Genomic DNA, 24863 nt, shown 5'->3' with positions numbered 1-24863 from the left:
CTGCGCCTCATTCAACAAAGATGGCTGAATGAGGTTCTGATGCAATTAGTTCAACTTTGGCGCTGCCTGATGGCTGCCGCCGATTATCGCCGGCACTGGCGCACATTAACCGGCCAGCCGAAACTCGATGTGGTGTTTATCTGCAATGTGCGGGACGAAGCCGAACGCGCGTTGTTTTATAAGCCGGGCGCGACACCGCGCTGTCAGGAAAATGGGCCGCGTTTGTATATCAATGGCGTGGCTGGTCAAATCCGTGGCATCAACTTTACTGCGGCGGAAATGTACAGTCGCGAAGGGCGTAAAGTCGCCAAGCTGGCTTTTATTGATGCAGTGCGCTGGGCCGAAACGCAGGGAGCGAAAGTCATTTTGCTGGCAGCATCAACCAAGCGCCTGTTTGGCCGCGATGGGCTGGAGCTGAAACAATTATTTCCCCAGCTGATATTCACTATCGGCGATAACGGCACTGCGCAGTTATTGTGCGCCGACGTTGACCGCGCTATTGCCAACATGGGGCTGGCTCAGCCCCGAATTCTGGTGATTGGGCCTTATGGCATTTTAGGTTCGGCAGTCTGTCAGCATTTACAGCAACAAGGCCGGCAGATCTTAGGGTTTGGCGGCAACGAGAGCTATTTAACTGAGTTTGCTGAGAAAACCGGGATCGATGTTGCCTATGACCTGCGCGACGCCGGTGCTGTGGATATTGTGGTGGCCTGTACACATAGCGACAATGCGCGGCTGACTGCAGAGCATATCGCGCTGCTGCGTAAAGCCAATCAAAAACTGGTGGTGGTGGATGTGGCAGAGCCGGCCAATCTGGGCCGTCAGGTGTATCACACTGTGCAACATCAGGTGATCCGGCAGGATGCGGGCAACGCCTGGTCCGCTGATTTGCGATATGTATTGGGTAGTCTGACTTCGAAACAACTAATGCTGGCGCAAGGTACGGTATTTGGTTGCTTTGCCGAAGCGCTGGCGCTGTATCACACCGTTTACCGCGAACATAACCCAACAGCACTGAGCCGCGACTGGTTTGAAGTCAATACTTTTAACCAGACACTGGTTGCCGAAGCGTTCCATTCATTGCGTATTGGCTTGCCAAAACCACACTGTTTTGGCAAGCCGGTCGATGCATGGACTCTGTGGCAGAACGCGCAGCCATTGGTTGGGGAGCAACACTAATGCCTTTGTTGTCAATCACCAGCCGCCGGCTGGTGCTGGGCTGCTGGGGGCTGTTGTTACTGATCTTCGGCTGGTTAAATCTCCATGTGGTACCGGGCGGTATCGTCAGCGGCGCAATTCTGCAAACTGATAATCCTTATGTGCAGGCGCAGCAACAAGTTGCAGCAGTGCCGGGACTGGCGACCGGTGACACGCTCGGTTTAGTGCTGGCATTGCCCGACGGCCTGACCCCTGCAGCTATTGGTCAAATCCGCCAGATCAGCGATGCGATGGCCGCGTTGTTGCCCCAGGCGTCAGTATTGAGCCTGACGCATAACTTAAACCGCTATCAATCTGACGAACAGAGCCTGAGCTCTGAACCTTATGTGCCAGTCAATCTGGCTGCGCTTGACCTGACACAGCTGAAACTCCAACTGCAGCAAAATCCGCTGGCGCATGGCACTTTATTGGGTGGCGCGCAGCCAGATCAGACTGACTATCAATATGCCCAAATCCTGCTGCAACTACCGGCCGGGTTTTCCGAACAACAGCTGATCGACACCGTTGCGGAATATCTGGAACAGCGGCGTATTCACCCGCTGGAATGGTTGTTGTGGAAATCAGATATCCAGCCTGCAGCCGGGTTTGCCAATGTCAGCCTGAGTGGCTGGGCGGCCGGTCGCGGCCTGATGCATTACGCGTTGATTTCGGACGTGTTGTGGTACTGCACGCTCGGGCTTTGCCTGGCCACGCTGGCGGCCTGGCTGGCGCTTGGCAGCTGGCGGCAGGCGCTCTGTAGCAGCGCCGTGATCTTACTGTCTTTTGTCTTGGTGCGCGGCAGCATTCCGCTATTGGATGCACTCGGGCTGGTGATTGGAGACGGTAGTCAGGCGGAGCCGGTGCGGGAGCGGGTGTATTTCCTGCTGGTGCTGAGTAGCCTGATTGTGTCGGGGATTTCGTTAAATACCAGGGCGCTCGAAGCCTTTAACAGTGCCTGGCGGCATACCAAAGCGCGAGGCCTGATGGTCGATGCCGGTTTATGCTGGCAGGCGCTGCAGCCGCAGTTGCCCCGTTTTAATCTGGTGCTCGGCATCGCCGCGCTGAATTTCCTCAGCCTCAGCCAAATTGGTATTCGTGGGGTGCTCGAAGTCGGCTTGCTGTCAGCGTTGGGGTTGGGTTATCAGCGTGTGCTGGTCAGTACGTTATTGCCGGCATTGCAGCTCAGTACACAGGCCTTGCCGGGCGAGGGCCGGATGCAACGCGCTATTCAGCAGACCATGGCCCGGCTGACCGAAGCCTCAGTGCGCTTCTGGCTGGCGCGCAGCCCGCAACAGGCGCTGCGGCAGGTGCTGTGGGGTGTCCTGTTGTTGTTATTGCTGGTCAGCACGCTGGTGGCGCACGATGTGCTGGCGCCACAGGCGCAGAGGTTGATTCAGGTCCGCGAAAAACCGATTGATTATCTGCCCGACACTATCGTCGACCGCGCCCGGCAGCAGTTAAATCAGTCGAGCGGCGGTGGATTTGCCCAGCTCAGTTATTTTGTCAGTCCGGTACAGGTGGCCGACAGCCGTTATCCGGCGGTGGCAGATGCAGAATTTGTCCGGGCCGTGCAGCGGCTGCAACAAAAGCTGGCAGCGCTGCCGGATAGCAGAGCCGTGTTGTCCGTGGTCGATCAGCTGGAACTGATGCAACCTGTTGCCGGACAATCGACAGCCCAGTTACATGACCATCTACAGTTATTACGCTGGGACCTCGCCGATCCGCGGCTGGCGGATGCCTGGTGGGTTGATCAGGGCCTGGTGTTGTGGCTTGGGCATCCTGCTGACGATTCGGTCAGTCTGCGCCAGTACGCCGATACGGTTCAGCTGCTGGTGCAGCAAGAGTTTCCGCAACTGCGGCTACAAGCTTTTGGCAACCTGCATAGCTACCACCAGACCGATCTCTATATCAGCGAGCGCAAACCACTAAATACCTTGTTGAGTGTCCCGATGGTGTTATTGCTGACCGCAGGCTGGTTCTGGTACGCCAACCGCCGTCTGCAACAGAAACACGGGCGTTACCGGCTCAGCCCGCTGGCGGCGGCCGCGGCAGTCTGTCTGCCTTTTGTGTTGGCTTACGCTGTGGTGGTCGTTGTTATGGCCCTGCTGCAGATCCCGCTTGACCAGGCCACCGCCTGCGCCACGGCGCTCGGCATTAATGCCGCGATCGATTTTGACCTGTATTTGCTGGAAGATTTTCGCAGCGCGCTGGCGGCAGGACAAAGCCCGGCGCAGGCGCTGCAGTTCAGTATTGGTGAGCGCGGGCCATTGACTCTGCTAGATGCCGGTCTGAACGGGATCGTGTTCAGCTTCTTGTTGTTTTCCAGTTTTATTCCGATGCAACGCCTTGGCTTGCTGATGTTGGTATTACTCGGCGTCTGTGCCTGGGGTGCCTTATTTGTGTTACCGGGTGTGCTGCGCAGTTGTTGCCGGCCGACGCCTGACAGGAGTGTTTGATGAAAAAAATATTGTTCATGTTATTCGTGATGATGTTGGTACCTTGCTGGCAAACCGGTGCTGCCGACCACGACATGACCGCCGCCACTGTGATCAACCAGTCCTGGCAACGATACCGGCAACTGGCTGCCGCAGAGCAGGAACAGCTACTGTTGACGGTGACCCGGCTTGGTGAAGCAGGCCAGCAAAAACAACTGACGCGCTGGACCCGTTATGTCCAGAGCGGTGAACAAGTGGTACTGAAATTTGCCAGTCCGGCAGCAGATGCAGGTCTGGGTTTGTGGCTGGACCGCGCTGATCGTTCGGCGCAACAGATTTGGCTGCGGATGCCCAGTTGGGTTAAAGCACGCCGGGTCAACGGGCAGCGTCAGCAACAGTATTTCGCCGGCACAGATCTGACGTTTGAAGACAATGCCGAACTCAGTGGTGAAGATCCAACGGCCTATCAGTATCGGATCCTAGACCAGAGCCCGCAGGGCTGGTGGATTGAAGCTCGGCCGAATATGGGGTCGACTTCCGCCTATGCCAAACGGGAAATCTGGGTCGACCCGGATTATGCCATCAGCCGCATCGATTATTTCAATCGCGAAGGATTGCTGATCAAAACCTTACAAAACAGGATGCTACAAAAATATCCGCATGGCGGCTGGCGACCAAACCGGGTTGAAATCGACAACCATCTGGAGCAACGCCAGACTTTGATAGAGGTGCGCGAGCGTCGGTTTGATACCAGTCTGGCCAACCAGATTTTTAGTCAGGAGTTTTTGAGTGACTAGCAGGTTGCTGCTGAGCGCAGGGTTGCTCTGTTGCAGTCTGTTACCGGGTCAGGTGGTAGCGGAGCATCTGCGCCAACAACTGCAATGGCAGCTCGGCTTTATGCCACAGTTGCAGCAAAGCCAGCATCGGCTGCGTTATGACAACGATCTGCAGCTGGATTTATCGGCAAACTGGCAATTCAACAGCGTTTTTCGCTTGCAGCAGGATAGCGTGCAGCAGGAAAAAGCGGCGGCGTTATGGTGGGGCAGTACCAAGCCGGCCGTATTCAGCCTGCAGCAGTTCAGACTGAAATATCAGCAAACCCAGCACAGCCTGACACTGGGCCGGCAAATCATCGATTGGCGGCAGACCGATACTGTATCTGTTGCCGATGTCTGGACTGTGCCGGATTATCAGGACTTAACCGGAGGCGCACAGCAAGCGCAGCCCGCGTTACGCTGGCAGTGGCACGGCTCGGCCCCTGGTCCCGAGCTGGAATTTGTTTACAGCCCTGCTGCAGTCGCGCCCTGGTTACCGGATGGTATTTTCCTGCTGCAGCGGCCGGAGCTAACCAAAAAGCCTGCACAGGCCCAGCGCGGCGTACGGCTGGTGCAGAACCAAGCTGCGGTGCAATGGTCGTTGTTTGGTTATGACGGCGTTGATCTGCAGCCGGCTTTATTGCCGGTGGCTTTGCAGCCTGAATGGTTTTATCCGGCGCAACAAGTGCTGGGCATGACGGCTCAGACCCAGTTGGGGCGCTGGTTGTGGCGCGGTGAGCTGGCCAAGGTTCATCAGCAATTACCGGTTGGGGTAACAACTCAGCAAGGGCAATATTGGCAGTATGTGCTGGCGGCTGAACGTGAATGGTATGGCGAATTGTCGCAATGGTTGTTATTGCTGCAATACAGTGACGAAAACCGTCGTCAGCTGATGCCGGTTGTCTCTTTGTATCCGGATTTCGGCCGGGTGTTTCGCCGCCAGCTGCTGGGTCGGTTGCAATATGACCCCACCGGCGACTTGCAAACCCAGTATCAACTGGAATGGGCCTGGCAACCGGCGCAACAGGCCAGTGTGCTGAAGCTGCGGTATCAAACCCGGCTTAACCCGCAAACCGAATTGCAGCTTAGCTGGACCGGCTTTACCGGCAGCCTGGACAGCGTCTGGGGCCCTTACCGGCAGCAGGACTTGTGGCAAATGGCGCTGCAATGGTTTTTCTAGCCTTCGACGGCCAAAAAGCATAAAAAAAGGAGCTGCGAGCAGCTCCTTTTTCACATCAATCTCAGCGAATGATCAGAAGAAGTTCTTCTTAAACTCCACGCCGATGATGCGCGGTTCGTTAACAAAACCGGTGTTGTTGTTGAAATCAATGGCACCTTTGACGTTGTCTTCGTCGGTGATATTGCGACCAAACAACGCCACTTCATAGTTGCCGTCGTAATTCATGTAACCGATGCGCAGACCGGCTTCCTGATTGTCATCGACGGTAAATTCTTTGGCTTGGTACAGGAACAGATTGGTTTCGCCCTGGAACGCGATATCGCCGTAGATATAGATTTCACCGGTTGGCACCGGGAAGTCATAACGGCCATTGAACGTCAGGATGGTTTTTGGTGCTTGCGGGAACGGGTTGCCGTCGACATAAGCCCGGCCTTGTGCATTTAAACGGTCGGTTGGGGTACAGGCACCTGAACCACAAGTGGCCACCAGCAGGTTGGCGTCTTTCAGTTCAGTGTCGTTATAGCTGAAACCACCGCCTAAAGTCAGACTGGAAGTCGCACGCCAGTCGGCGTCGATTTCAAAACCATAACCTGTGCCTTTGTCAGCATTTAACAGCGCGTTGCCTTGTGAGGCACCACCGATGGCTGACAACTGGATGTCGTTGATGTTGTAGTAGAACACAGCACCGTTTAAGCGCAGTGTGTTACCGAGCAGGTCTGCTTTGGCACCAAACTCAACAGAATCAATAGTTTCTGAGTCAGCGACTGAAGGGTTACCTTCAAACGCCAGGTCACGGCCCTGAATTGATTGGGCGCGGAAACCGTGTGCCAGACGACCGAATACTGAATAGTTGTCAGTGACGCGGTAGTTAGTGGCCAGCTCCCAGCTGATTTCATCATCATCGACATCGACCGGCGCGTAGTTCTGGATTTGCGCGGCGCCGATGACTAAAGCGAAACCGTCGACGTTCTGTTCACCCACAGTGAAGCCTTTTTCATCGTAGGTGTAACGTACACCGGCGGTCACGTCCCAGCGGTCGCTCAGGTTATAAGTGCTTTGGCCAAACAGCGCCCAGCTGGTGTTTTCATGGTACACAGTGGTGGCACCAAAGAAACCGTCGACGCTGGTCACGCCAAAAGACGAGTCAAAGTAAAAAGCACCGACTTGCCAGTCAACATCACCGGAAGTGTCACTGGCCAGACGGAATTCCTGGGTGAACTGTTCCAAATCTTTTAACTGGTCTTCGGTGACTGCCTGGAACGGGATAAAACCCGGGCCGGCTTCAGTGCCGCCGTCGATATCGCCTTTGCCGTTACCGTCCGCGTTTTCCTGCGCGGTGATCGACGTGAAGGTTTTACCGCCGGACAGGTCGATATCAAGCTTTAATGATGCGCCGAAGTTGTCATACTTCTGGAAGTTGTTGCCGCCGTCGTTGTAAGCAACGCTGTCACGGTCGTAGTTGTTGTTCAGCTCGTTGCTGCCTTTATCAAAGACGTTGGCGCGGAAAATTGACGAAGTACCGTCCAGTTTACGGCCATGCACATTTAACAGGGCTTCAATATCGCCACTTTCATACAGGAACTGCACGCGGCCGGCTTTTTCGTCGAAGCCACCCATCACGTCTTGTTCTTTTTTGAAGCTGTTGTCGATGTAGTCGTCACGGTTTTGAGACAGTACAGAGACCCGGGCTGACAGGTTATCGCTGAGGCCACCGCCGGCGGCGCCTTCAAAATTCAGCGTACCGAGGTTGCCGACCGATAATTTGGTGTAGGCATCAAAATCCTGCCGTGGTTTGGCAGTATTAAATTTGATGATACCGGCTGTGGTGTTACGGCCGAATAAAGTGCCTTGCGGGCCGCGGATCACTTCCACTGCTTCCATATCAAATAACGGGAAGCTTTTGAGGATCACGTTTTCCATCACCACGTCGTCCATGATGATCGACACCGGCTGAGAAGCCGCCAGATCGAAGTCGGTGTTGCCAAGGCCGCGGATATAAAAACGCGGTGCGGCACGGCCGTTTGACGATTCTGCATACAAGCCCGGTACTTTGACCGCTAACGCCTGAATGTCGTCACCACCGGCAAAAATCGCATCGAACTTTTCGCCGCCTAAAGTGGCTACCGAAATTGGCACTTCTTGCGTGCTTTGAACGCGTTTTTGCGCTGTGACTGTAATACGCTCAAGTTGCTGATCGTCCTGTTTGGCTTTGTCACTTTCCTGCGCCATGGCTGCAGGAGAAAGACCAACAGCAGCAGCGAATAACGCTGCATTGATCTGCTTGGCTAACACAGAATGTTTGCTTTTCATCAATGGATTACCCTTAGGTGTTTGTCTGTTATAGAGAAAGCGTCTTTGCGCTTATGCCGTCGGAGCAGATATTGCCGCCTGCATAGGTGTAGCAGGCTGAAACTAATCTGTCAGCTGAGTTCAGGTTTGGAGTGACCACAGACCTGAATAAACGGCGGGCTATTATATCAGCATCTGCTTGATATCGCTGAAATTCCCGAAATTCAGCGGATTTCGCCAGCAAATTGTTGGCAGATTGTGGCCGGCAGGTAAATGGGTGAAATAGCGGAAATTTATTCAACTGCACCCCAGGGCAGATCAGGCTGGTAAATCATCCAATCTGATCGCGCTGTGATACACCGCCGTTTTACCCTGATGCGATGAGTAATAACTGATATGCAGCCGGCCCTGGTGCAGGACTAAACCCGGGTAGCTGGTATCGCCGCCCGATGGCAGCACCAGGCATTCACGTAGTGTGGCGTTGTCGATGTCCAGCCAGCACAGGCTGGTGCGGACTTTGTAATCATAGAGCCGGACCGCCGCCAGGATCCGGCCGTCCGGCAGCTGAATACAGGCCGGGCCGCCGATGCGTTTGTTTAGCTCGCGCCATTGCCAGTCAAAATAAGGCGGATTGGCGATACCAAGTAAACCCACATGCGGGTCACGTCGCAGCAAGCACAAAGCGCGGCCATCCGGTAAAAACAGCAGGCCGGATTCATTTACGTAACCGGCATTATTCAGCGTGCTGACCCAAGGCGCAAAGGTGATACCATCATCGCTTTTATACAGCCGGACAAAACGGTCACGACTACAGCTGTAACCCACTGCCCATGCGGTGTCTTGTTGCCAGGTTAGCCGCCACAGCCAAATACTGCTGTCACCGCAGGGGATCGCATCACTCCAGTGCTCACCGTCGTCCGACAACCAGATATAAGACTGATGCGAGCCCTGGCTGCGGTCATGCAAAGCACCGGCACCTAACAGTTGCAGCCGTCCGTCCGGCATCACAATCAACTTGCCATCGCGAAGGTCGGCATGGTCGCTGCGGATACAGGCCACCGAACGCCAGTCTTTACCGCCGTTATGGCTTTTCAGAATGCGCAGCGCGCCGTCTGGCGACACATGAGCATAGGCTTCACGGAACACACAAAATAATGCGTCACGAAACCAGACCAAATCAGTAAAAGCATTGTGGTCGCCGCGGCGCCAGATGCAGCGTGCTTTCGCGGTTTTTAACTGTAAAAACCGCGGTTTACGCGGGTAAAAATGCTGCTTGCCGCGGCGGTTTATTTGGGTTGCCATAATTCGAATCTGTTGCCTTCGGGGTCTGTCGCCCAGCCAAAACGGCCATAATCTTCGTCTTGTATTTTGTCGTCCACCACAGCGCCACCAGCCCGCAGTTGCGCCAGCATTGCGTCTAAATCGCTGACCCGATAGTTCACCATGCATTGTTGCTGGCGGCTGCCGAAGTAGTCGGTGTCTGGCGAAAAAGTGGACCAGACGGTCATATCGTCGGCCTTGGCGACCAGGCAGCCGTAAGTCTGGCCCGCATCGATACTGATCCCGAGGTACTGCTGATACCAGGCGGCGAGTTGATGTGGATCTCGGGCACGCAAAAAGATGCCGCCAATACCGCTGATTTTTTCCATGTCAGGTCCCCTGGGTTTGTTGCTGCTGTAACCAGCCTAGCACAGTGCTGACACTGCTGAGCTCGGCGTGTTGCAACAGCAATTTGCGGCCGAGTTCTATGGCCACAGTCTCACATTGCAACTTCAGCCGTTTATCTTTGATGGTGCTGAAATCGGCCACTTTCTGCTGGCCGATCACCCGGCGCAGCATTTCAGTGGCGGCGTACCCCAGCGCATCTTTAACCACTTGCCGGACAAAACGCTGCTGATACAGCTCACTTTGCAATGCGATGTCTTTAGTGTCGCGCGCTGCCAGCGCCAGAAACTTCTGACAAAACAGTGTTTCGGTCTGTTCGATTTGCTGGCGCAGATATTCAGCCTGTTGCTGGCGGTGTGTGGTGTCGGTGATAAGGCCCGGCAATGCCGTGTAATGCAGCAATAAACTGCCGAGAAAATTGCCCAAGTCAAAGCCAATCGGGCCATAAAAAGCATATTCGCCGTCTATGACTTTGGTTTGTTCATCGCCGACAAAAATACTGCCGATCTGCAGGTCGCCGTGCAGCAGTGCCTGCGGGCAAGACTCAAATTTGGCTTTGAGTTCAGCGACTTCTGCTTTCACTGCTTCGTCAAACCACAACTGTTGCACCAGTGGGCGCAGCGCCGGGTCGAATTGATTGCGATCGTGATTGCAGTACGGATCAGTAAAAAAAAGCTCTTCGTTCATCAGACAAAGCTGCGGATTCATAAACTGCACGGTACGCGCCTTTTTAAAAGGGCCGTCGAGCGCAAAGTCTGAGGTGTAAAAACTGCAATGCGCTAAATAGGTACTGATGTGTTCAGCCAACAATGGATATTGTTTGGCGCCAATCAAGCCTGTGCGCAGCAGTTGCAGCTGGCTCAGGTCTTCCAGTAACAAAGCAGAATATCCGCTATCAAAATGCTGTACTTCGACCACATGGTCCGGCACCAGCGCGCCATGAATTTTCAATAGTTCCGCCTCAATTCGCGCTCTGTCCTGTGTTGGCACCCAGCTTTCACCGGCACCACCGACATAAGGCAGCACTTGCTTCACTATCAGGCTGCTGCCGAACTGGTTTTTCACCCGGAACACCCGGTTTTGGGTGTTCACACCGACGGCGACACTGTGCAACTGGCTGTGCTCACCAAACAACGCACTGTGATCATTGGCAAAAATCGCGGCTTGTTCAGGGGTAAAGGGGCTAAAAGCCGGCATAGGGGCTCCTGATTATGTGCATATTTAGTGTGACTCTATCATGGCTAATAGCTATTTATGACTTAAACATCAGTGAGTTGAGATTTGGCACTGGTCGAATTTTCAGTACATGTTTTCCAGAGGAACTGATAATACAATTTTTGTTCAATCTCTATGCGACAAATCCAAGGTTTGCCAAAAGCACCACGTAGGTATCGGATCTCAACCTGCTCACCACCCTGTAATTGGTCGTAGAACTTCTGATTGATCGGTAAGCGTTGATATCCAGTCCCCTGTTTTGGCAATATCTCAGCAAACCAAGGTCCATTTCGTCCTTCACTACTAACCGATAATACATACCATTGCTTTGAGTGGGTCCTTGCCGGACTAAAGGCTATATTGTATTCATTCAATAGCAGCCAGAACCACAAAAGCAACCAAGGCACCATTAGCAGAAACATTCCTTGTGCTGACACTTTTGGTGATAGTTGATATCTGTCAAAAAACTCCAACAGTGATCCGCTGCATTTCCACACTATTGCCAACGGGACCAGTAACCATCCCCAATGAATGGGGAAATCCCAAAATTGCGATATCGGCGATATCTGGTAGTTCCAGTAAATCAAAGTAGATAGAAGCGTCAGGTACCAAAGCCAAAATGACTGCGAAAGAGGGTTATGCAGGTTGCCTTGACTTCTCTTGCCGAAAGCAAGCAAAGCCGTTTTTAAATTTTGCCGATGCTCCCTGAATTTACCTAGTTCTTCCCAACCGTATTCTTTTGCAAAAAATACGGACAATACTCCACCACGTAATCTGATTGCTTTCACTTCGTATAGAGGGGCACCTGCTGTTGCTGACTTCCCCCGTTTCTGTGTTGCTACGGGAAATGTAATAGCATGCAACCATTTGCCAACCGGGGATTCGACAAGAGCTTGCGTGGTCGCATGGTCAGGTCCGAGCAAGGCCCACTCAGAGTCGGCGGGCCACTGTATGCCCTGAATCGCGCCAGATGCCAGCATTCGTCTATGCGATGTCTCTAGCGGAAGTAAGACAAACTCGAGATTGACTGCAATCGGGCTGCGCAAACAGCTCCAGCCTTGTTCGGGTTCGTAATAGGGCTGGTTAAAGTCCTGTAAATCTAATACGCCAGGTTGTTGTTCGCGTAATTCGGCAAATTTAATACTTCTGTCAGTGTAGCGATCTTGTTGTTGCTTTCGATTGCTACACCAAATAACAGAAAATACGCAAAAAACAATTAAAATCAGCGACATAATTCGTGTCTCTTGGGCTTTGGGATCCTACCGCTGCCGCAGCTGTGCATGTTGCGGATACACGTCCATGCGCTGATACCAGGGCAGGCCCAGCCAGCCGGGTTTGACCACCAGCAGCAGTTGTTTGTCGACTGCTGCTTTGTGGTAGATAGCCGAACTGACTTCTATCTTGCGCGGAATCTGTGTATCAAATAAACGCGGTGGGGTAGACAGATACAAAATGTAGCCGTCAGGCCCTCTGCGTCGCGTGGCGATGCGTTTATCTTTGATCGGAACCAGTACCATTTCAGCTGTGGCCTGGTCCTGATTCCGATTCAGATCGGACACCAGCTGCACACCACTAAGCGGTAATGCCAACAGCAGCAGGACAACACTTTCCGTGACAATCTGATGGCTGCGGGATGAGCCGCGCAGCAAGAGCATTATCAATAACATCAGCACGGCAAAAACCAGCATGCTCGCGACCAGTCCGGTTTGCAAGACAGTAGTGCTGTCCAGATGGTAGTCGGTACCGACGAAGTAATACTCGGCGAATGCTACACCGGCATAACCAAAAATGCCCCAGACTACCGCTTCAATAGTTAAATAGCGCCAGAAAAATGGGGTTGGTTGTTTTCGCGTGGCTTCCGCTACCGGAGATAAAGCCTGTACCAGTTGCAGCAATAATTGCTGTTCTGTGCTTGCTGAAGTGTGTTCATAAACCCGGCTGAACCACAGACTGACGCCGTCAGACCAGATTTTTTTCGCCCCCGGCAGCTGCAGTAAGGCGAGGATGGCTTGCCGGGCCGGCTCTTGCTGTTGTAGCGCCTGCAGCAATAATGGATGGTCACAGCCCAGATAAACCTTGCGATCAAAATGCTCATCCCCGGTCTGAAATTCCTGGCTGATACCTAACCAGGTAAAAAATGCACTAGCGGAGCTTTCGGCGTCAATCTGAAAAGGCACGTCGGTTTGCAAGCTAAAACCGAGCTGGTAGCCGGTGATTTTATCCTCTTTATTACGCGTCTCTATTTCGAAGTAAGGAACGTTATCGCAGTGGCCGGCAGGCTCAGGCTGGTCGGGTTCAAACTGCCGGATATAGCGGCTGATGATGGCAATGATCGTCACGGCCAGTTTAAAAAATATCCACATCCCTGCATAGCTTCCCTGAAACAACTAAGGTGTTGATACTACGGGAGCTTGCTGACCCGTACAAGCGATGTCCACGATATGCAAAAACAATCAAATCAGTGATATACAAAAAACAACGCCCGGCAATCTCTACCGGGCGTTGCAAAATTCCTGACCCTGCCGGTTGCTTTAGCCGTTGCACATATAAGACGGTGCCAAACAATCGCGGTGTCTTGGTAAGGACTCGCGGGCCATAGCTTTTTCGGTGGCGATTTGTGATGGGGTGCGGCAGACGGTATTACCAAAACGTGAGTTCATCCGGCGCTCGGTGCGGCAGATATAGCCTTGTTTTTCCAGAGTCCCATCAGGTGGCGTGGCTTTTTTCGCTTCGATTTCATTGGCTTTAACCACATTGGTCTTGGCGATGCGGGAAAAACTGTCCGGTGCAGTACTGCCACAAGCGGTTAATAACAAAGTACAGGCGGCAACACATAAGATTTTATGCATCTGAATTATCCTTATTCTGAGTCAATGACAGTTTGACGTTAGCATTAAGTTAGCGTTTGTACAAATATTAACCTTCAACGTAAACAAATGTCGCTGTGACAGTTTGCTTCGCAGATTTGCGATGCGAAGCCGGGCATCCATGCTTGGCAGCAGGCTGTGGGATCAGCGACAATCGCCGCTTTGCCACTGCAGTTGGAGAAGATGATGTACGCCGCTAATTTTGACCTCGCTTTGTATGCCCGCCGCATTGGTCTTGACTACACGCCAGAGGCGACAGCCTTTGACGCAGCTGCACTACAGAGCATGATGCAAGCGCAGCTGCGCAGCATCACTTTTGAAAATCTTGATGTGCAGGCCGGTAAAATAGTGTCTTTAGTGCCGGAAGAGATTGTCAGCAAAATCGTCGGTACGGACGGTCAGGCGCAACGCGGTGGTTATTGTTACGAATTAAACGGTTTGTTTGCCATGGCGCTGACAGCACTGCAAATCCCGTATTTTTTTGTCGCCTGCCGGCCGATGTTTTATCCGATGCGCCGGCCCAAAACCCATATGGCATTAGTGGTGACTATTGGCGCTGAACGTTTTCTGTGTGATTTAGGTTTTGGCAGTTACGGTATGCGCGCGCCAATTGCGCTGTCGCAGGTGAATCTGCCGCAGCAGCAGGATTTTGATCAGTTCCGTTTGACGATGCCAACGCCGGGCGATTATGTGCTGCAGGCGATGATCGACGGCAATTGGGTCAGCCAGTTTGGTTTTGATTTACATCCGGCCGAATGGATTGATTTTATGCCGGCCAATTATCTGAATTCGACCCATCCGGATACGGTGTTTGTGCAAAAACTGTTGCTTATTCGCCAACATGCGCAAGGGCGCACTATGCTGGTTGGGCGGGAGCTGAAGCAGAGTGTGGCCGGAGTGACACAAAGCCGTGAGATTAGCGAGGCGGAGTTACCCGAGGTATTGCTCAATCACTTTGGGTTAGTCAGCTGACAGCACAACATCAGCGCATAAAAAAACCGCAGATAACTGCGGTTTTTTTATCTGACTGCCTGTTTACTGACAGATGGAGCCAGCCGCGCATTCGCGGTGGCGTGGTAAGGCTTCTTTTGCTGCTTGTTTTTCTGCTTCGATTTGTTGCGGTGTACGGCAGGTCTTTTTGCCAAAACGCGTACCAAGGGGCCGTTCAGTCCGGCAGATGTAGCCTTCTTTTTCTAATGAACCGTCTGGTGCTTCGCCACGGTTTTTCTCAATATCGTTGGCTTTCACCACGTTAGTTTTGCTGATATCTGAGTTCATAGCGTTGTTAGTGCTGCCACAGCCTGCCAGCAGTGCGCCAAGGCTCAGCGCAAAAATGATTTTATACATAGTCTTTCTCCTTTTATGCGCTGGTAAAGAGGCGCTGAAATAAGCGAACTTGTGTGTTCAACACCTTACCAGCTGGATGATTTGCAATCAATCCTTGATGGGATAGTTACAAATTGTAACAAATGATATCGCCACCGCCGCGATTGTTTGATGCTGCTACGCGATAAAGCTGCTGCCGCTGAAGCGGCAATTGTTTTATGCTGGGCTGATATCGCGGAAATCACGCTAGTCAAAGCAGGAACATGATGAAATTCAGCAAAATAGCTATGCTCTGCAGCCTGATGGCGCTGCAGGCTCACGCAGTCCAGGCCGCCGATCATAAGGCTGAAGCACAGCGCATTGCTCAGCAATACCTGCTGATCGACACCCATATCGATGTCCCATACCGTTTACAGGAGCATTGGGAAGACGTCACGCAGTCCACGGCCAAAGGCGAGTTCGATTACCCGCGTGCGAAACAAGGCGGCCTGAATGCGCCTTTTATGTCGGTGTATATTCCGGCCTCCTATGAAAAAACCGGTGGCGGCGAGCTGCTGGCCAATCAGCTGATTGATTCGATGGAAGCCTTAGTTGGCCGCGCACCGGACAAATTTGCGATGGCCTATCGCAGCGACGACCTCGCTGCACAGTTTAAGCAAGGCAAAATTTCGCTGGCGCTTGGTATGGAAAACGGCACGCCAATCAACGGTAAACTGGAAAATCTGCGGCATTTTTACCAACGCGGTATTCGTTACATTACGCTGGCGCATTCTGAATCCAACCATATTGCTGATTCCAGCTACGACCTGCGCCGGCCGCACAAAGGTTTAAGCCCATTTGGCGAGCAAGTGGTGGCTGAGATGAACAAACTCGGCATGATGATCGATATTTCCCACGTCTCCGACGCGGCTTTTTACAAAGTGCTGAGCCTGACCAAAGCGCCGGTGATTGCGTCGCATTCGTCGTTACGTGCTTTTGTGCCGGGTTTTGAGCGCAATATGGACGACAAAATGATTCAGGCCTTAGCGAAAAATGGCGGTGTCATTCAGATCAACTTCGGTTCTTCTTTTGTCATCAGCCAGGCCAATCAATGGGGCCTGCAATTTAAAGCGGCCGCCAAAGCTGCCGGCAAATCGCAAGATGACGAGGCGTACCGGGCAGAGTATCTGGCCAAACACCCGTATCCTTTTGCCAATGTCGAGACTGTGCTGAAACACATAGACCATGTCGTGAAGCTGGTGGGGATTGACCATGTCGGCATCGGTTCGGATTTTGACGGCGTTGGTGATTCATTGCCGGATGGCCTGAAGGATGTGTCGATGTATCCGAATCTGATCGAAGGTCTGCTCAAACGCGGCTACAGCGAAGCGGACATTGTCAAAATCATGTCCGGTAATTTACTGCGGGTCTGGCGTCAGGTTGAAGCTGTGGCTGCGGCCAGTCATTAAGGATTCAAGATGCTGAGCGGTATGCACCATGTGGCGCTGATTTGCAGTGATTATGCGCGCTCCAAAGCCTTTTACAGCGAGACTTTGGGCCTGCGTATTTTGGCTGAAAATTATCGCGAAGCCCGTGACAGCTGGAAGCTGGATTTACAGCTGCCGGATGGTACACAGCTTGAACTATTCAGCTTTCCCGGTGCGCCGGAGCGGCCGAGCCAGCCTGAAGCGCAGGGCTTGCGGCATTTAAGTTTTGTCGTCGATGATGTTGCAGCAACTGTAGTGTGGCTCAATAGCCGAGGCGTGGCGACAGAGCCAGTGCGGATTGACCCTTATACCGGCGCAGCTTTTACCTTTTTTCAGGACCCGGATGGCTTGCCGCTGGAGATTTACCAGCGGCAGTGAATGCGGTTATTGCGGCGTTAAAATGGTGCTGGTGTCTGTAGCAGGTGCTGCTGGTAACGCGCTGCTCCGGCCGGCCAGCTGCGCCGTTGCTTCATCCGCAGTACCGAGCGGAATGGCTGCCGCCGCTTTGTATTGATAAGCCTGATAGTCATAGCCGAGCAGTTCCGCCACAGTGCTGGCGACCTGACTCTGGCTCCACGGCTGCTGCGTCTGGACCAAACCACGCGCCGGAATTTGCGGGCCTAACGCGGCGAGCCAAATCTCGTCAGAGCCACTGACGCCATTGCCAAAGTGCTTTAACTTCTTCATATATCCGGCGATAGCCCGACCGCTGGCATGGTGCTGCCAGCTATTGGCGCTGTCGCCGCGGCCATGGTCGGTGCTGATCAGCAAGGTCGTCTGGCCGGCGTAAAACGGGTCATTCTGCAGCTGTTGCCACAATTCTTTGATAAAACCGTCAGTGCGGCGAATGGCTTTTAAGTACTGGTCGTATTGGCCATCGTGGGCGAAATCATCAGTCTCACCATAAGCGATATACAGCAAGCGCGGTTTTTTCTGCGTCAGGTACTCCAGCGCAAATTGCTGGGTGAATACGTCGAGGCGCACCGCAGCCCAGGGGCTGGGTGTCTGGCGTTGTAACTGATTCAGCAGCTTCAGCTGTGGCGTTAACGGGCCGGCCATTTGTTCGTTCATGGGCGCAAAACCAGCGTTGACCGGTAATTTGCTGCGTTTTGTATTAAGGATGTAAGGCAACACATCCCAGGAGCCAAAAGCCGCAACCTGCTGCGCCATGCCAGGTTGTTGGTTTAGCCATTCCAGCACTGTGACATTGGGGTTGGCGATTTTGCCATTGCTGTTGATCGAAGGGTCCGGGTAGCCGCTCAACAGTTCGTTATAACCCGGATAAGAAAAGTGCCACGGATTGCTGACCTGCATCGCCGAGCCGCGGCGGCGGTCCCCGACTAACATGCCCTGCGAGGCAATGGTCTGATGGACAAAAGGCATCAGCTGCTGCGGTTGGGTTGGCAGTTCGTTGAGCTGGTCGGCATGGCGGATAAACTGGCTGTTGCGCAGAATCTCTGGGTCGGCGCCATGAAAGACTTCCTGCCAGCGCAGGCCGTCGATACTGACCAGCACTACTTTTGGACTTGCCACTGCAGGCGCGGGGGCAGCGTGCACCGTTAACAGTGCAGCGCAGGCAAACAGGCACAGGTACAGGCAAGGGACAGACAGCTTCAGCAACATCTTTGACTCCGGTAAGTGTGGGCTTCCCGGAACTGCAGACTACAGCGGTTTTATGACAGCGCAGCGCCGCACAGATGGCAGCATGGTGAATCTTTGGTCACAAAACGATGACAGCCGTTGCAAGTACCGGGCGCGCTGGCGTCTGCAGCCTGCTGCGGCTAAGCTGGCTTTTCTGCCTGTTCTTCTACTCAAATCTGACAAAAGGATGATTGTGATGAGCCATACCGTCACTTTACACCGGGTATTCCGTGCGCCAGCCGAACGGCTGTACCGCGCTTTTTTAACTGCTGAAGCTTTGGCCAAATGGCTGCCGCCGCATGGTTTCATCTGCACTGTGCATCATTTGGATACTGTTGTCGGTGGTCGGTTTCAGATGAGTTTTACTAACTTCAGCAATGGCCAGAGCCACAGCTTTGGGGGTGAGTATCTTGAGCTGACGCCCAATGCACAAATCCGTTATACCGACGTATTTGACGACCCAAATCTGCCCGGCCAGATGATCACAAGTATCACTTTGACTCCAGTGCTCTGTGGCACTGAGCTCAAAGTGGTACAGCAAGGTATTCCGGCCGAGATCCCGCCGGAGATGTGTTATCTCGGCTGGCAGGAATCTCTGCAACTGCTGGCGTTGTTGGTGGAGGCAGAAGTGCCGTCTGAGTGATTCTGGTGCAATTGCGACAAAGTGATGAGATATAACGAGATGTTGCAGTGCGCTGCTTGGCCAGTGTGATAATCTGCTGGTTTTTGCGTCCAGAGATTTCCAGATGTCCGGCGATTTTAGCTTCCAGCAGGCTTTTGAAGCCTTTAGCAGCGCTTTGGCGAGCGTGGTGTTTTATTCGTTTAACGTCGATGGCGTCGCCATTCCGGTTACCGTGTTGTGGCTCATTACCGGCGCTATTGTGTTCACTTTGTATCTGCGTTTTATCAATATTCGCGGTTTTGCTCATGCGCTCCGGGTGGTGCGTGGTAAATACGCGAACCCGGCGGATAAAGGCGAGATCACGCAGTTTCAGGCCTTGTCGGCGGCCTTAAGCGGCACTGTTGGCACCGGCAATATTGCCGGCGTGGCGGTTGCCATCACGCTGGGCGGCCCCGGCGCAACTTTTTGGATGATTGTCGCCGGCTTTTTGGGCATGACCACCAAATTTGTTGAATGCACGCTGGCGGTGAAATACCGGCAGATTTTGCCGGACGGCACAGTTGCCGGTGGCCCGATGTATTACATCAAAGCGGCGCTGGAAAAATATGGTCTGCCACGTCTTGGTAAAATACTGGCCGGCTTTTTTGCGCTGGCCTGTGTGTTTGGCTCGGCCGGTTTTGTTCACGTGAATCAAGGCTTTTCGCAGGTCAAAACCGTCACTGGTTTTGATAATGCCTGGTTATTTGGGTTTATCTATGCGCTGCTGGTGGGCCTCGTCATCATCGGTGGTATCAAAGGCATTGCCCGCGTCACCGAAAAACTGGTACCGGCGATGTGTGCGATTTATGTCGTGGGCGCGCTGACGGTGATTGGCCTGAATTACACCGAAATTCCGGCAGCTATCTGGACTATTGTCAAAGGCGCTTTTGCGCCGGAAGCCGCCTACGGCGGCATGATTGGCGTGATTATTCAGGGCTTTCGCCGCGCCGCGTATTCGAACGAAGCTGGTATCGGCTCTTCCCCAATAGCCCACGCTGCCGCACGCACCAACGATCCGGTATCCGAGGGTTTTGTCGGGCTGCTGGAACCCTTCATCGACACTGTGGTGATTTGTACTATTTCGGCGCTGTTAATCGTCATCACCGGCGCTTATTTGCAAACCGGCCTCGATGGCGTGCAAATCTCTTCTTACGCCTTCGCGACCGCATTCGAATGGTTCCCGATGGTACTGATGGTGGCGCTGTTACTATTCGGTTACTCCACAGTGGTCAGCTGGGCCTATTACGGCCAAAAAGGCTGGGGCTTTTTATTTGGTGAAACCAAACACAGCATTCGTCTCTACAAAGTACTGATTTGTTCGGTGGTGGCGATGGGCGCGGTGCCAAATGTGTTGGCGGTATTTGATTTTATTGACTCGATGATTTTCCTGATGGCAGTGCCGAATATTCTGGCGCTTTATCTGTTATTGCCGGAAGTGCGGCAAGATTTACAGGTTTACCTGAAGAAAATCGCCGCCGGTAAAACGGCCACAGTGAAAAAAGAGGCACCGGCCGCATGATGTTCGATTGCAACACCTTAACGGCGGCCGAGCTGTATCCGTTGCTCGCCGGCACCATAGTGCCCAGGCCTATCGCCTGGGTCAGCACTGTGAATGAAAACGGCCAGAGCAATCTGGCGCCATTTAGCTTTTTTCAGCTAGTCTGTGATGCGCCGCCGACGCTGATGTTGTCAGTGAACCGCAAAGCCGGTGGTGCGCAAAAAGACACGGCGCGCAATATTGCCGCGACCGGCCAGCTGGTGGTGCATTTGGTAAGCCCCGGCGATTTAGCGCTGATGAACGCCACGGCCGGTGATTATGCGCCGGATGTCAGTGAAATCGAGGCGCTGCAAATCGTCACTGTGCCGGCGTTGAAAGTGCAGCCACCACGGCTGTCGCATAGCCTGGTCAGTTTTGAATGTGAGTGTGTGAGTTTAAGCGCCTATCCGGTGGACGTTCCGGCCTGCGATCTGATTCTGGCCAAAGTGCTGTGTTTGCATATCGATGACAGTCTGCTTAACAGCGAAGGCCGCATCCGGCATGATCAAATTGACTGGCTGGCACGCCTGGGCGGCCAATGGTATTGCCATACTCAGCACGACGACAACCTGACGCTGGCGCGGCCGAATCAGGCCACGCCAAGGCGGTAAGCAAAGGGTTTAGTTGATGAGGTAGGCGTAGGCTGTGGTGAAAGCCACTTCCTGAAAACCTTTTAAGCCGGTTTCTTTAAAATCAATTGGGATTGGATTGGCCGCCAGTTTCAGCTTCATTGCGGCGTTGGTGGCGATCACAGTGTCGACTGTGGGGATCAGCTGCAACGCTGCTTCGATTTTAAAACCCACCGCAGAGCCGGCAAATTTGCCTTTTTGCGCGCGTTCGCGGATGACGAATTTTTCAATTTTGTAGTCTTCGGCCAGCTTGGCCATGGCGAACTGGAACTTACGCATGTTTTCGAGTTCCTGATCTTTCACCAGCTGCACCCGCACAGTGCGGCAATCCGGCAGGGACATCAGGCCGTCTTTAAATTCCATCAAACACAAAATGGCATCGTTGCCAGTGATATCTACGCCACAAATCCGCATGTTGAACCCGCCTGTCTGAACTGATTAGCCGGATATTATGCCATGTGCGCTCAGGTGGCCCAACTTTTTCATGTCGGGCGGACAGACCGCAGCGTAGAGGCAAATAAAAACGGCGCAGCTGGCCGGGCTCACCTGACCAAACTGCGCCGTACGCAGGGTTCATGCTCTGAAGCGAAGCGGCAGTTCAGTGCTGACGCTGTCGCATCTGCAACCTGAGCTTCCGTCTTTCCTGCTCCGGGTCCCACTGACTGACTGCGATGTGGCGGCACAGTTGCACTATGCTCAGCAGCTCCTGATACAGCCCACGCAAACACAGGGCGATATTGCTGGTCTGACTGAGTAAAATGGATTCGCTGGCTTTCATCATCATGCGCTCCTTTATCTCTGCAAGTTAGCCTGCAAGCCCCGCCAGGTTTATTCGGCGCTCGGGCTGCTGTTCAGTTGTTTCACCAGCAGCGACAGGTTGTGCTTGGTGATCTCATCCGCGTTCAGCTCAACCGCCATCTGGAAGTCAGCTAAGGCACCCACTTTGTCCTGCTGCTTCAGCTTCTGTACGCCTCTGTTGTTATAGGCGTAAGCTTTTAAGGTGCGGCTGGCTTTGCCATGAGTGCCGGCAGCGTAGCGCGAGTGCATGACGGCCTGATGACAGGCGGCCTGCGCCTGCAAAGTTGCAGTGGTAGTCAGTTGCACACAGCGGTTCATCGCGTCATCAAACTTCATTTCCTGTGGTGTCGGAAGGTCGGCCTGATGCTGTGCGTCGTCCTTCAGCTGGACCATTTTGTAGCTGCTTGCCTGGCTGGCAAACGCCGCCGTCAAAAAGCCCAGGACCAAAGCAGAGCGGATTAAAGTTGCAGTTTTTGTGTTCATCAGATGTTCCTCCATCACACAGCAGTCCGTACTGCTGTTGAGATGAATGGTAGAGCTGTTCCCGGCTTACTGACAAACGAGAAAATTGCAGCCGACAGCTGATACAAATTCAGCTGTCGGCGCGGGGGAGATATGTTCTATAGCTGGAATCGCGCCAGTACCCAGTCAATCAACAACTGAATTTCTGGTCTGTGCTCGGCGCTTTCATGTTGGATCAGATAATAATGGTCGCGGGTACGCAGCTCTTCTTCGTACAACCGTACCAGGCTGCCGCTGTCAAACCAGGCGGTGCTGATGGGCAATGGGATGAGGGCAACGCCAAGGCCTTGCTGCGCGGCACGGGCGACGCTGAACATACTGTCGAGTTGGATAATTTGTTTGGGGCGGAAGTCATCAAAACCGGCCTGATCAGCCCACTGATGCCAGCACCAGGGCCGCGCCTGATGCACAATCAGCGGGACTTGCTCTAGCGGCGACTGTTCTTCGTTTTGCAGTTTTTCAAACCATTCCGGGTTACAGGCCGGCACGTAGCTGATGGGGAACAGCTGATAGCTGGTTTTGTCGGTCGGTTTGCTGCTGGCCAGCACTATTTGCAGGTCAGTGTGGCGGCCCTGATCACTGCGGCTTTTCACTGTTTCCAGCTGTAAGTTGATGTCCGGGTGTAGTTCAGACCAGCCAACTAAACGCGGCACAAAAAACTCGCTGGCAAAAAACTCCGGCAGCGTGATGCTGACTTTCTGCTCGCGTTGCTGCTGACAAAATTCCTGCACTGTACTTTCAATGCCTTGCAGCAAAGGTTTGATCGCCTGATAAAACTGCTGGCCTTGCCGGCTTAACACCACAGCGCGGGTTTGACGCTCAAACAAAGAGAACCCCAGCTGTTCTTCCAGTTGTTTGATTTGATGGCTGACAGCAGAAGGCGTCAGATACAACTGACGCGCGGTATCTTTAAAACTCAGGCACTCGGCTGCGACACAAAAACAGCGCAGGCCGCGTAAAGGGGTATGCACCGCCATAACAAAACTCCGCAAGGAAAACGCTTTCAATGCAAGGGCTGTGCAAAGGTTTAAGTTTAATTAAATCATATATTTACACTGTGTTGTTAGCTGCAGGTGCCTGAGCTTGGCGCAGTAATGCACCAGTTTGGTGCGCTGTGCAGCTCAGAAAATTGAATGCCAGGTTAAATCGGTCAACCGCGCCAGTGCATAAGTGCCAAGCGCTGAGTTATGGCTGGCATCTAAGCCCGGTGACCAGACCGCCACCGCCGCCTCACCCGGGATCACCGCGACAATACCACCGCCAACGCCACTTTTAGCCGGCAGGCCAACACGATAAGCAAACTCGCCAGCGGCGTCATAAGTGCCGCAGGTCAGCATCACGGCGCTGATGCGTTTAGCGCTGCTGTGGTCGAGAATTTGCTGGTTGTTCCACGGCACAGTGCCGTGATTGGCGAGAAAAGCCGCCGCTTTGGCCAGTTCTTCACAGTTCAGCGTGATAGAACATTGCCGGCAGTAACTGCGTACCACGGCCGACACCGTATTGTGCAGATTGCCAAAATCTTTAATGAGATGCGCAATGGCGTAGTTGCGGTGTGCGGTTTGTAATTCTGACTGTGCCACTTTTAAATCAAAATCCGGCGTAGTGCTGCCACAGAGCTGGCGGATAAACTGCAACACGGCGATTTCGGAATCAACAAAGCGGCTGGCCAGAATGTCGGTGATGACTAAAGCGCCGGCATTGATAAAAGGATTGCGTGGTTTACCACGTTCATATTCGAGCTGCACCAACGAATTAAATGCCGTACCGGATGGCTCTTTACCGAGGCGCTGCCAAATCGCATCGCCTTCACGGGTGTAGGCCAGCGCCAGCGCAAATAACTTGGTCACCGACTGTGCAGAAAAGCGCGTTTGTGCCTGTCCTGTGGTAAACAACCGGCCATCCAGCGTATAAACCGCCATACCAAACTGCGCCAGCGGCACTGTCGCCAGCTGCGGAATATAACTGGCGACTTTGCCTTCACCGAGGCGCGGGGCAACTTCGGACCAGATTTGGTCGAGAATGGCCTGATAGTTTGGTGTGGATTGGGTTTCTGCGGATATGGTCATTTCAGATACTTGTTGATCAATGGTTTACAAACCAGATACAGCGCAACGGCCATCAACAGCAGCAAGCCATGGCCTAACGGCAGCGTGAACCAGACTAAGCTGCCGAGTGCATCAGGCTGGAACTGGCCGCTCAGCTGACCAAACAGCAAAGACAGATAGCTCCAGGCCATCAGCACACAGACCGGCGCCAGCCAATAGCCCGATGCCCGCTGCAATCTGGCAGTCAGCAGACTGTGATAAATAACGATGGCGCTCAGTAATAGTGGGGTGAGGGCCAGAGCGCCCAAATAAAATCGGGCGCCGAGGTCGATACACACACCGGTCACAACGGCCAGCATGGTCAGAACTACCAGGCCTAACAATAATTTACCGTTACGGCTATGTGTTTGAGATGTCATCTGCATATTGGCTTCTTCCCTGGCCCGTCGTTGTGTCAGCACGGATTTATAGTCTCCGGCAGTCCGACAGATGTAAAGGATTTTTGCTCACGATTGCGGCTTTGCCGCTGGCTTTTGCCGTGACAATCGCATTGATTTGCTCTGGACTCAATGGCA

Annotated in this window: 25 protein-coding genes; 10 read left to right on the top strand and 15 right to left on the bottom strand. The window is 53.3% G+C overall.

All coding sequences use genetic code 11. The features are described from left to right. The first annotated feature begins 39 nt into the window (after positions 1-39). The 4 genes from Q399_RS0116790 to Q399_RS0116775 are packed head-to-tail and all read left to right on the top strand — an operon-like array spanning position 40 to position 5627. Positions 40-1179 (top strand): hypothetical protein, encoded by a 1140-nt coding sequence (locus tag Q399_RS0116790; protein ID WP_084164442.1) that lies wholly within the window; start codon positions 40-42, stop codon positions 1177-1179. Continuing rightward, complete coding sequence (locus Q399_RS0116785) at positions 1131-3653, top strand: RND transporter family protein (RefSeq protein ID WP_169739326.1); 2523 nt, start codon at positions 1131-1133, stop codon at positions 3651-3653. The genes Q399_RS0116790 and Q399_RS0116785 overlap by 49 nt, the downstream gene beginning before the upstream one ends. Continuing rightward, a complete protein-coding gene (locus tag Q399_RS0116780) occupies positions 3653-4429 on the top strand; it encodes an outer membrane lipoprotein-sorting protein (RefSeq protein ID WP_031570505.1) in 777 nt (258 codons plus the stop codon). Before Q399_RS0116785 ends, Q399_RS0116780 begins: the two co-directional genes overlap by 1 nt. Continuing rightward, positions 4422-5627 carry a hypothetical protein gene (locus tag Q399_RS0116775; RefSeq protein WP_031570503.1) on the top strand — a complete coding sequence of 402 codons (1206 nt, stop codon included), beginning with the start codon at positions 4422-4424 and terminating at the stop codon, positions 5625-5627. Before Q399_RS0116780 ends, Q399_RS0116775 begins: the two co-directional genes overlap by 8 nt. A 72-nt stretch (positions 5628-5699) precedes the next feature. Here Q399_RS0116775 and Q399_RS0116770 read toward each other — a convergent pair whose 3' ends face one another. The 7 genes from Q399_RS0116770 to Q399_RS0116740 all read right to left on the bottom strand — a co-directional run bounded on the left by Q399_RS0116770 (position 5700) and on the right by Q399_RS0116740 (position 13645). Continuing rightward, entirely contained in the window at positions 5700-7937 is a 2238-nt protein-coding gene (locus Q399_RS0116770) for a TonB-dependent receptor (RefSeq protein ID WP_031570501.1), read from the bottom strand. A 297-nt stretch (positions 7938-8234) separates the two neighbouring features. Continuing rightward, entirely contained in the window at positions 8235-9218 is a 984-nt protein-coding gene (locus Q399_RS0116765) for a sialidase family protein (RefSeq protein ID WP_245612903.1), read from the bottom strand. After that, positions 9203-9565, bottom strand: coding sequence for a VOC family protein (locus Q399_RS0116760; protein ID WP_031570495.1), 363 nt, complete (start codon positions 9563-9565; stop codon positions 9203-9205). Before Q399_RS0116760 ends, Q399_RS0116765 begins: the two co-directional genes overlap by 16 nt. Before the next feature lies 1 nt (position 9566). Next, entirely contained in the window at positions 9567-10778 is a 1212-nt protein-coding gene (mtnK, locus tag Q399_RS0116755; RefSeq protein ID WP_031570492.1) for an S-methyl-5-thioribose kinase, read from the bottom strand. A gap of 62 nt (positions 10779-10840) precedes the next feature. Continuing rightward, positions 10841-12028 carry a hypothetical protein gene (locus Q399_RS0116750; RefSeq protein WP_031570489.1) on the bottom strand — a complete coding sequence of 396 codons (1188 nt, stop codon included), beginning with the start codon at positions 12026-12028 and terminating at the stop codon, positions 10841-10843. Between the two features lie 27 nt (positions 12029-12055). Continuing rightward, positions 12056-13159, bottom strand: a complete 1104-nt coding sequence (locus Q399_RS0116745; protein WP_031570488.1) for a hypothetical protein — start codon at positions 13157-13159, stop codon at positions 12056-12058. Between the two features lie 168 nt (positions 13160-13327). Continuing rightward, complete coding sequence (locus Q399_RS0116740) at positions 13328-13645, bottom strand: hypothetical protein (RefSeq protein WP_031570485.1); 318 nt, start codon at positions 13643-13645, stop codon at positions 13328-13330. 156 nt (positions 13646-13801) lie between these two features. Here Q399_RS0116740 and Q399_RS0116735 point away from each other — a divergent pair, with 156 nt between their 5' ends. Further along, entirely contained in the window at positions 13802-14635 is an 834-nt protein-coding gene (locus Q399_RS0116735) for an arylamine N-acetyltransferase family protein (protein ID WP_245612902.1), read from the top strand. Positions 14636-14698: 63 nt separating this feature from the next. Here Q399_RS0116735 and Q399_RS0116730 read toward each other — a convergent pair whose 3' ends face one another. After that, positions 14699-15010: a hypothetical protein gene (locus Q399_RS0116730; protein WP_031570479.1), complete on the bottom strand. Its 312-nt coding sequence runs from the start codon at positions 15008-15010 to the stop codon at positions 14699-14701. Positions 15011-15255: 245 nt separating this feature from the next. On the opposite strand from Q399_RS0116730, the gene Q399_RS0116720 reads away from it, so the two are divergent. Together Q399_RS0116720 and gloA2 are read left to right on the top strand one after the other, a co-directional pair. After that, on the top strand, positions 15256-16437 hold the full coding sequence (locus tag Q399_RS0116720; protein WP_031570476.1) for a dipeptidase: 1182 nt from the start codon (positions 15256-15258) through the stop codon (positions 16435-16437). A 9-nt stretch (positions 16438-16446) separates the two neighbouring features. Then, positions 16447-16833, top strand: a complete 387-nt coding sequence (gene gloA2, locus Q399_RS0116715; RefSeq protein ID WP_031570474.1) for an SMU1112c/YaeR family gloxylase I-like metalloprotein — start codon at positions 16447-16449, stop codon at positions 16831-16833. A gap of 6 nt (positions 16834-16839) precedes the next feature. Here gloA2 and Q399_RS0116710 read toward each other — a convergent pair whose 3' ends face one another. After that, positions 16840-18078: an alkaline phosphatase family protein gene (locus Q399_RS0116710; protein ID WP_084164440.1), complete on the bottom strand. Its 1239-nt coding sequence runs from the start codon at positions 18076-18078 to the stop codon at positions 16840-16842. 214 nt (positions 18079-18292) lie between these two features. On the opposite strand from Q399_RS0116710, the gene Q399_RS0116705 reads away from it, so the two are divergent. The 3 genes from Q399_RS0116705 to Q399_RS0116695 all read left to right on the top strand — a co-directional run bounded on the left by Q399_RS0116705 (position 18293) and on the right by Q399_RS0116695 (position 20905). Continuing rightward, on the top strand, positions 18293-18739 hold the full coding sequence (locus Q399_RS0116705) for an SRPBCC family protein (RefSeq protein ID WP_031570471.1): 447 nt from the start codon (positions 18293-18295) through the stop codon (positions 18737-18739). Between the two features lie 103 nt (positions 18740-18842). Further along, on the top strand, positions 18843-20276 hold the full coding sequence (locus Q399_RS0116700; RefSeq protein ID WP_031570467.1) for an alanine/glycine:cation symporter family protein: 1434 nt from the start codon (positions 18843-18845) through the stop codon (positions 20274-20276). After that, the gene (locus Q399_RS0116695) at positions 20273-20905 is read left to right on the top strand and encodes a flavin reductase family protein (RefSeq protein ID WP_031570465.1); all 633 of its coding nucleotides are present in this window, start codon (positions 20273-20275) and stop codon (positions 20903-20905) included. The genes Q399_RS0116700 and Q399_RS0116695 overlap by 4 nt, the downstream gene beginning before the upstream one ends. Before the next feature lie 9 nt (positions 20906-20914). On the opposite strand, the gene Q399_RS0116690 is transcribed toward Q399_RS0116695, so the two are convergent. From Q399_RS0116690 to Q399_RS0116665, 6 genes are all read right to left on the bottom strand, one after another. Further along, positions 20915-21337, bottom strand: coding sequence for a DUF3010 family protein (locus Q399_RS0116690; RefSeq protein ID WP_031570463.1), 423 nt, complete (start codon positions 21335-21337; stop codon positions 20915-20917). 184 nt (positions 21338-21521) lie between these two features. Then, positions 21522-21704, bottom strand: coding sequence for a hypothetical protein (locus Q399_RS0116685; protein WP_031570460.1), 183 nt, complete (start codon positions 21702-21704; stop codon positions 21522-21524). Positions 21705-21751: 47 nt separating this feature from the next. After that, a complete protein-coding gene (locus Q399_RS0116680) occupies positions 21752-22204 on the bottom strand; it encodes a tetratricopeptide repeat protein (protein ID WP_157836338.1) in 453 nt (150 codons plus the stop codon). A 137-nt stretch (positions 22205-22341) separates the two neighbouring features. After that, a complete protein-coding gene (locus Q399_RS0116675) occupies positions 22342-23220 on the bottom strand; it encodes a LysR substrate-binding domain-containing protein (RefSeq protein WP_031570449.1) in 879 nt (292 codons plus the stop codon). Positions 23221-23364: 144 nt separating this feature from the next. Further along, positions 23365-24309, bottom strand: coding sequence for a glutaminase (locus Q399_RS0116670; protein WP_031570447.1), 945 nt, complete (start codon positions 24307-24309; stop codon positions 23365-23367). After that, a complete protein-coding gene (locus tag Q399_RS0116665) occupies positions 24306-24707 on the bottom strand; it encodes a hypothetical protein (protein ID WP_157836337.1) in 402 nt (133 codons plus the stop codon). The genes Q399_RS0116670 and Q399_RS0116665 overlap by 4 nt, the downstream gene beginning before the upstream one ends. Positions 24708-24863: the final 156 nt, after the last annotated feature.

The organism is Rheinheimera texasensis DSM 17496 (genome assembly GCF_000711985.1).
Classification (GTDB): domain Bacteria; phylum Pseudomonadota; class Gammaproteobacteria; order Enterobacterales; family Alteromonadaceae; genus Pararheinheimera; species Pararheinheimera texasensis.
The sequence above is the reverse complement of the archived record's forward strand: the minus strand, read 5'-3'. Positions and strand labels throughout refer to the sequence as shown.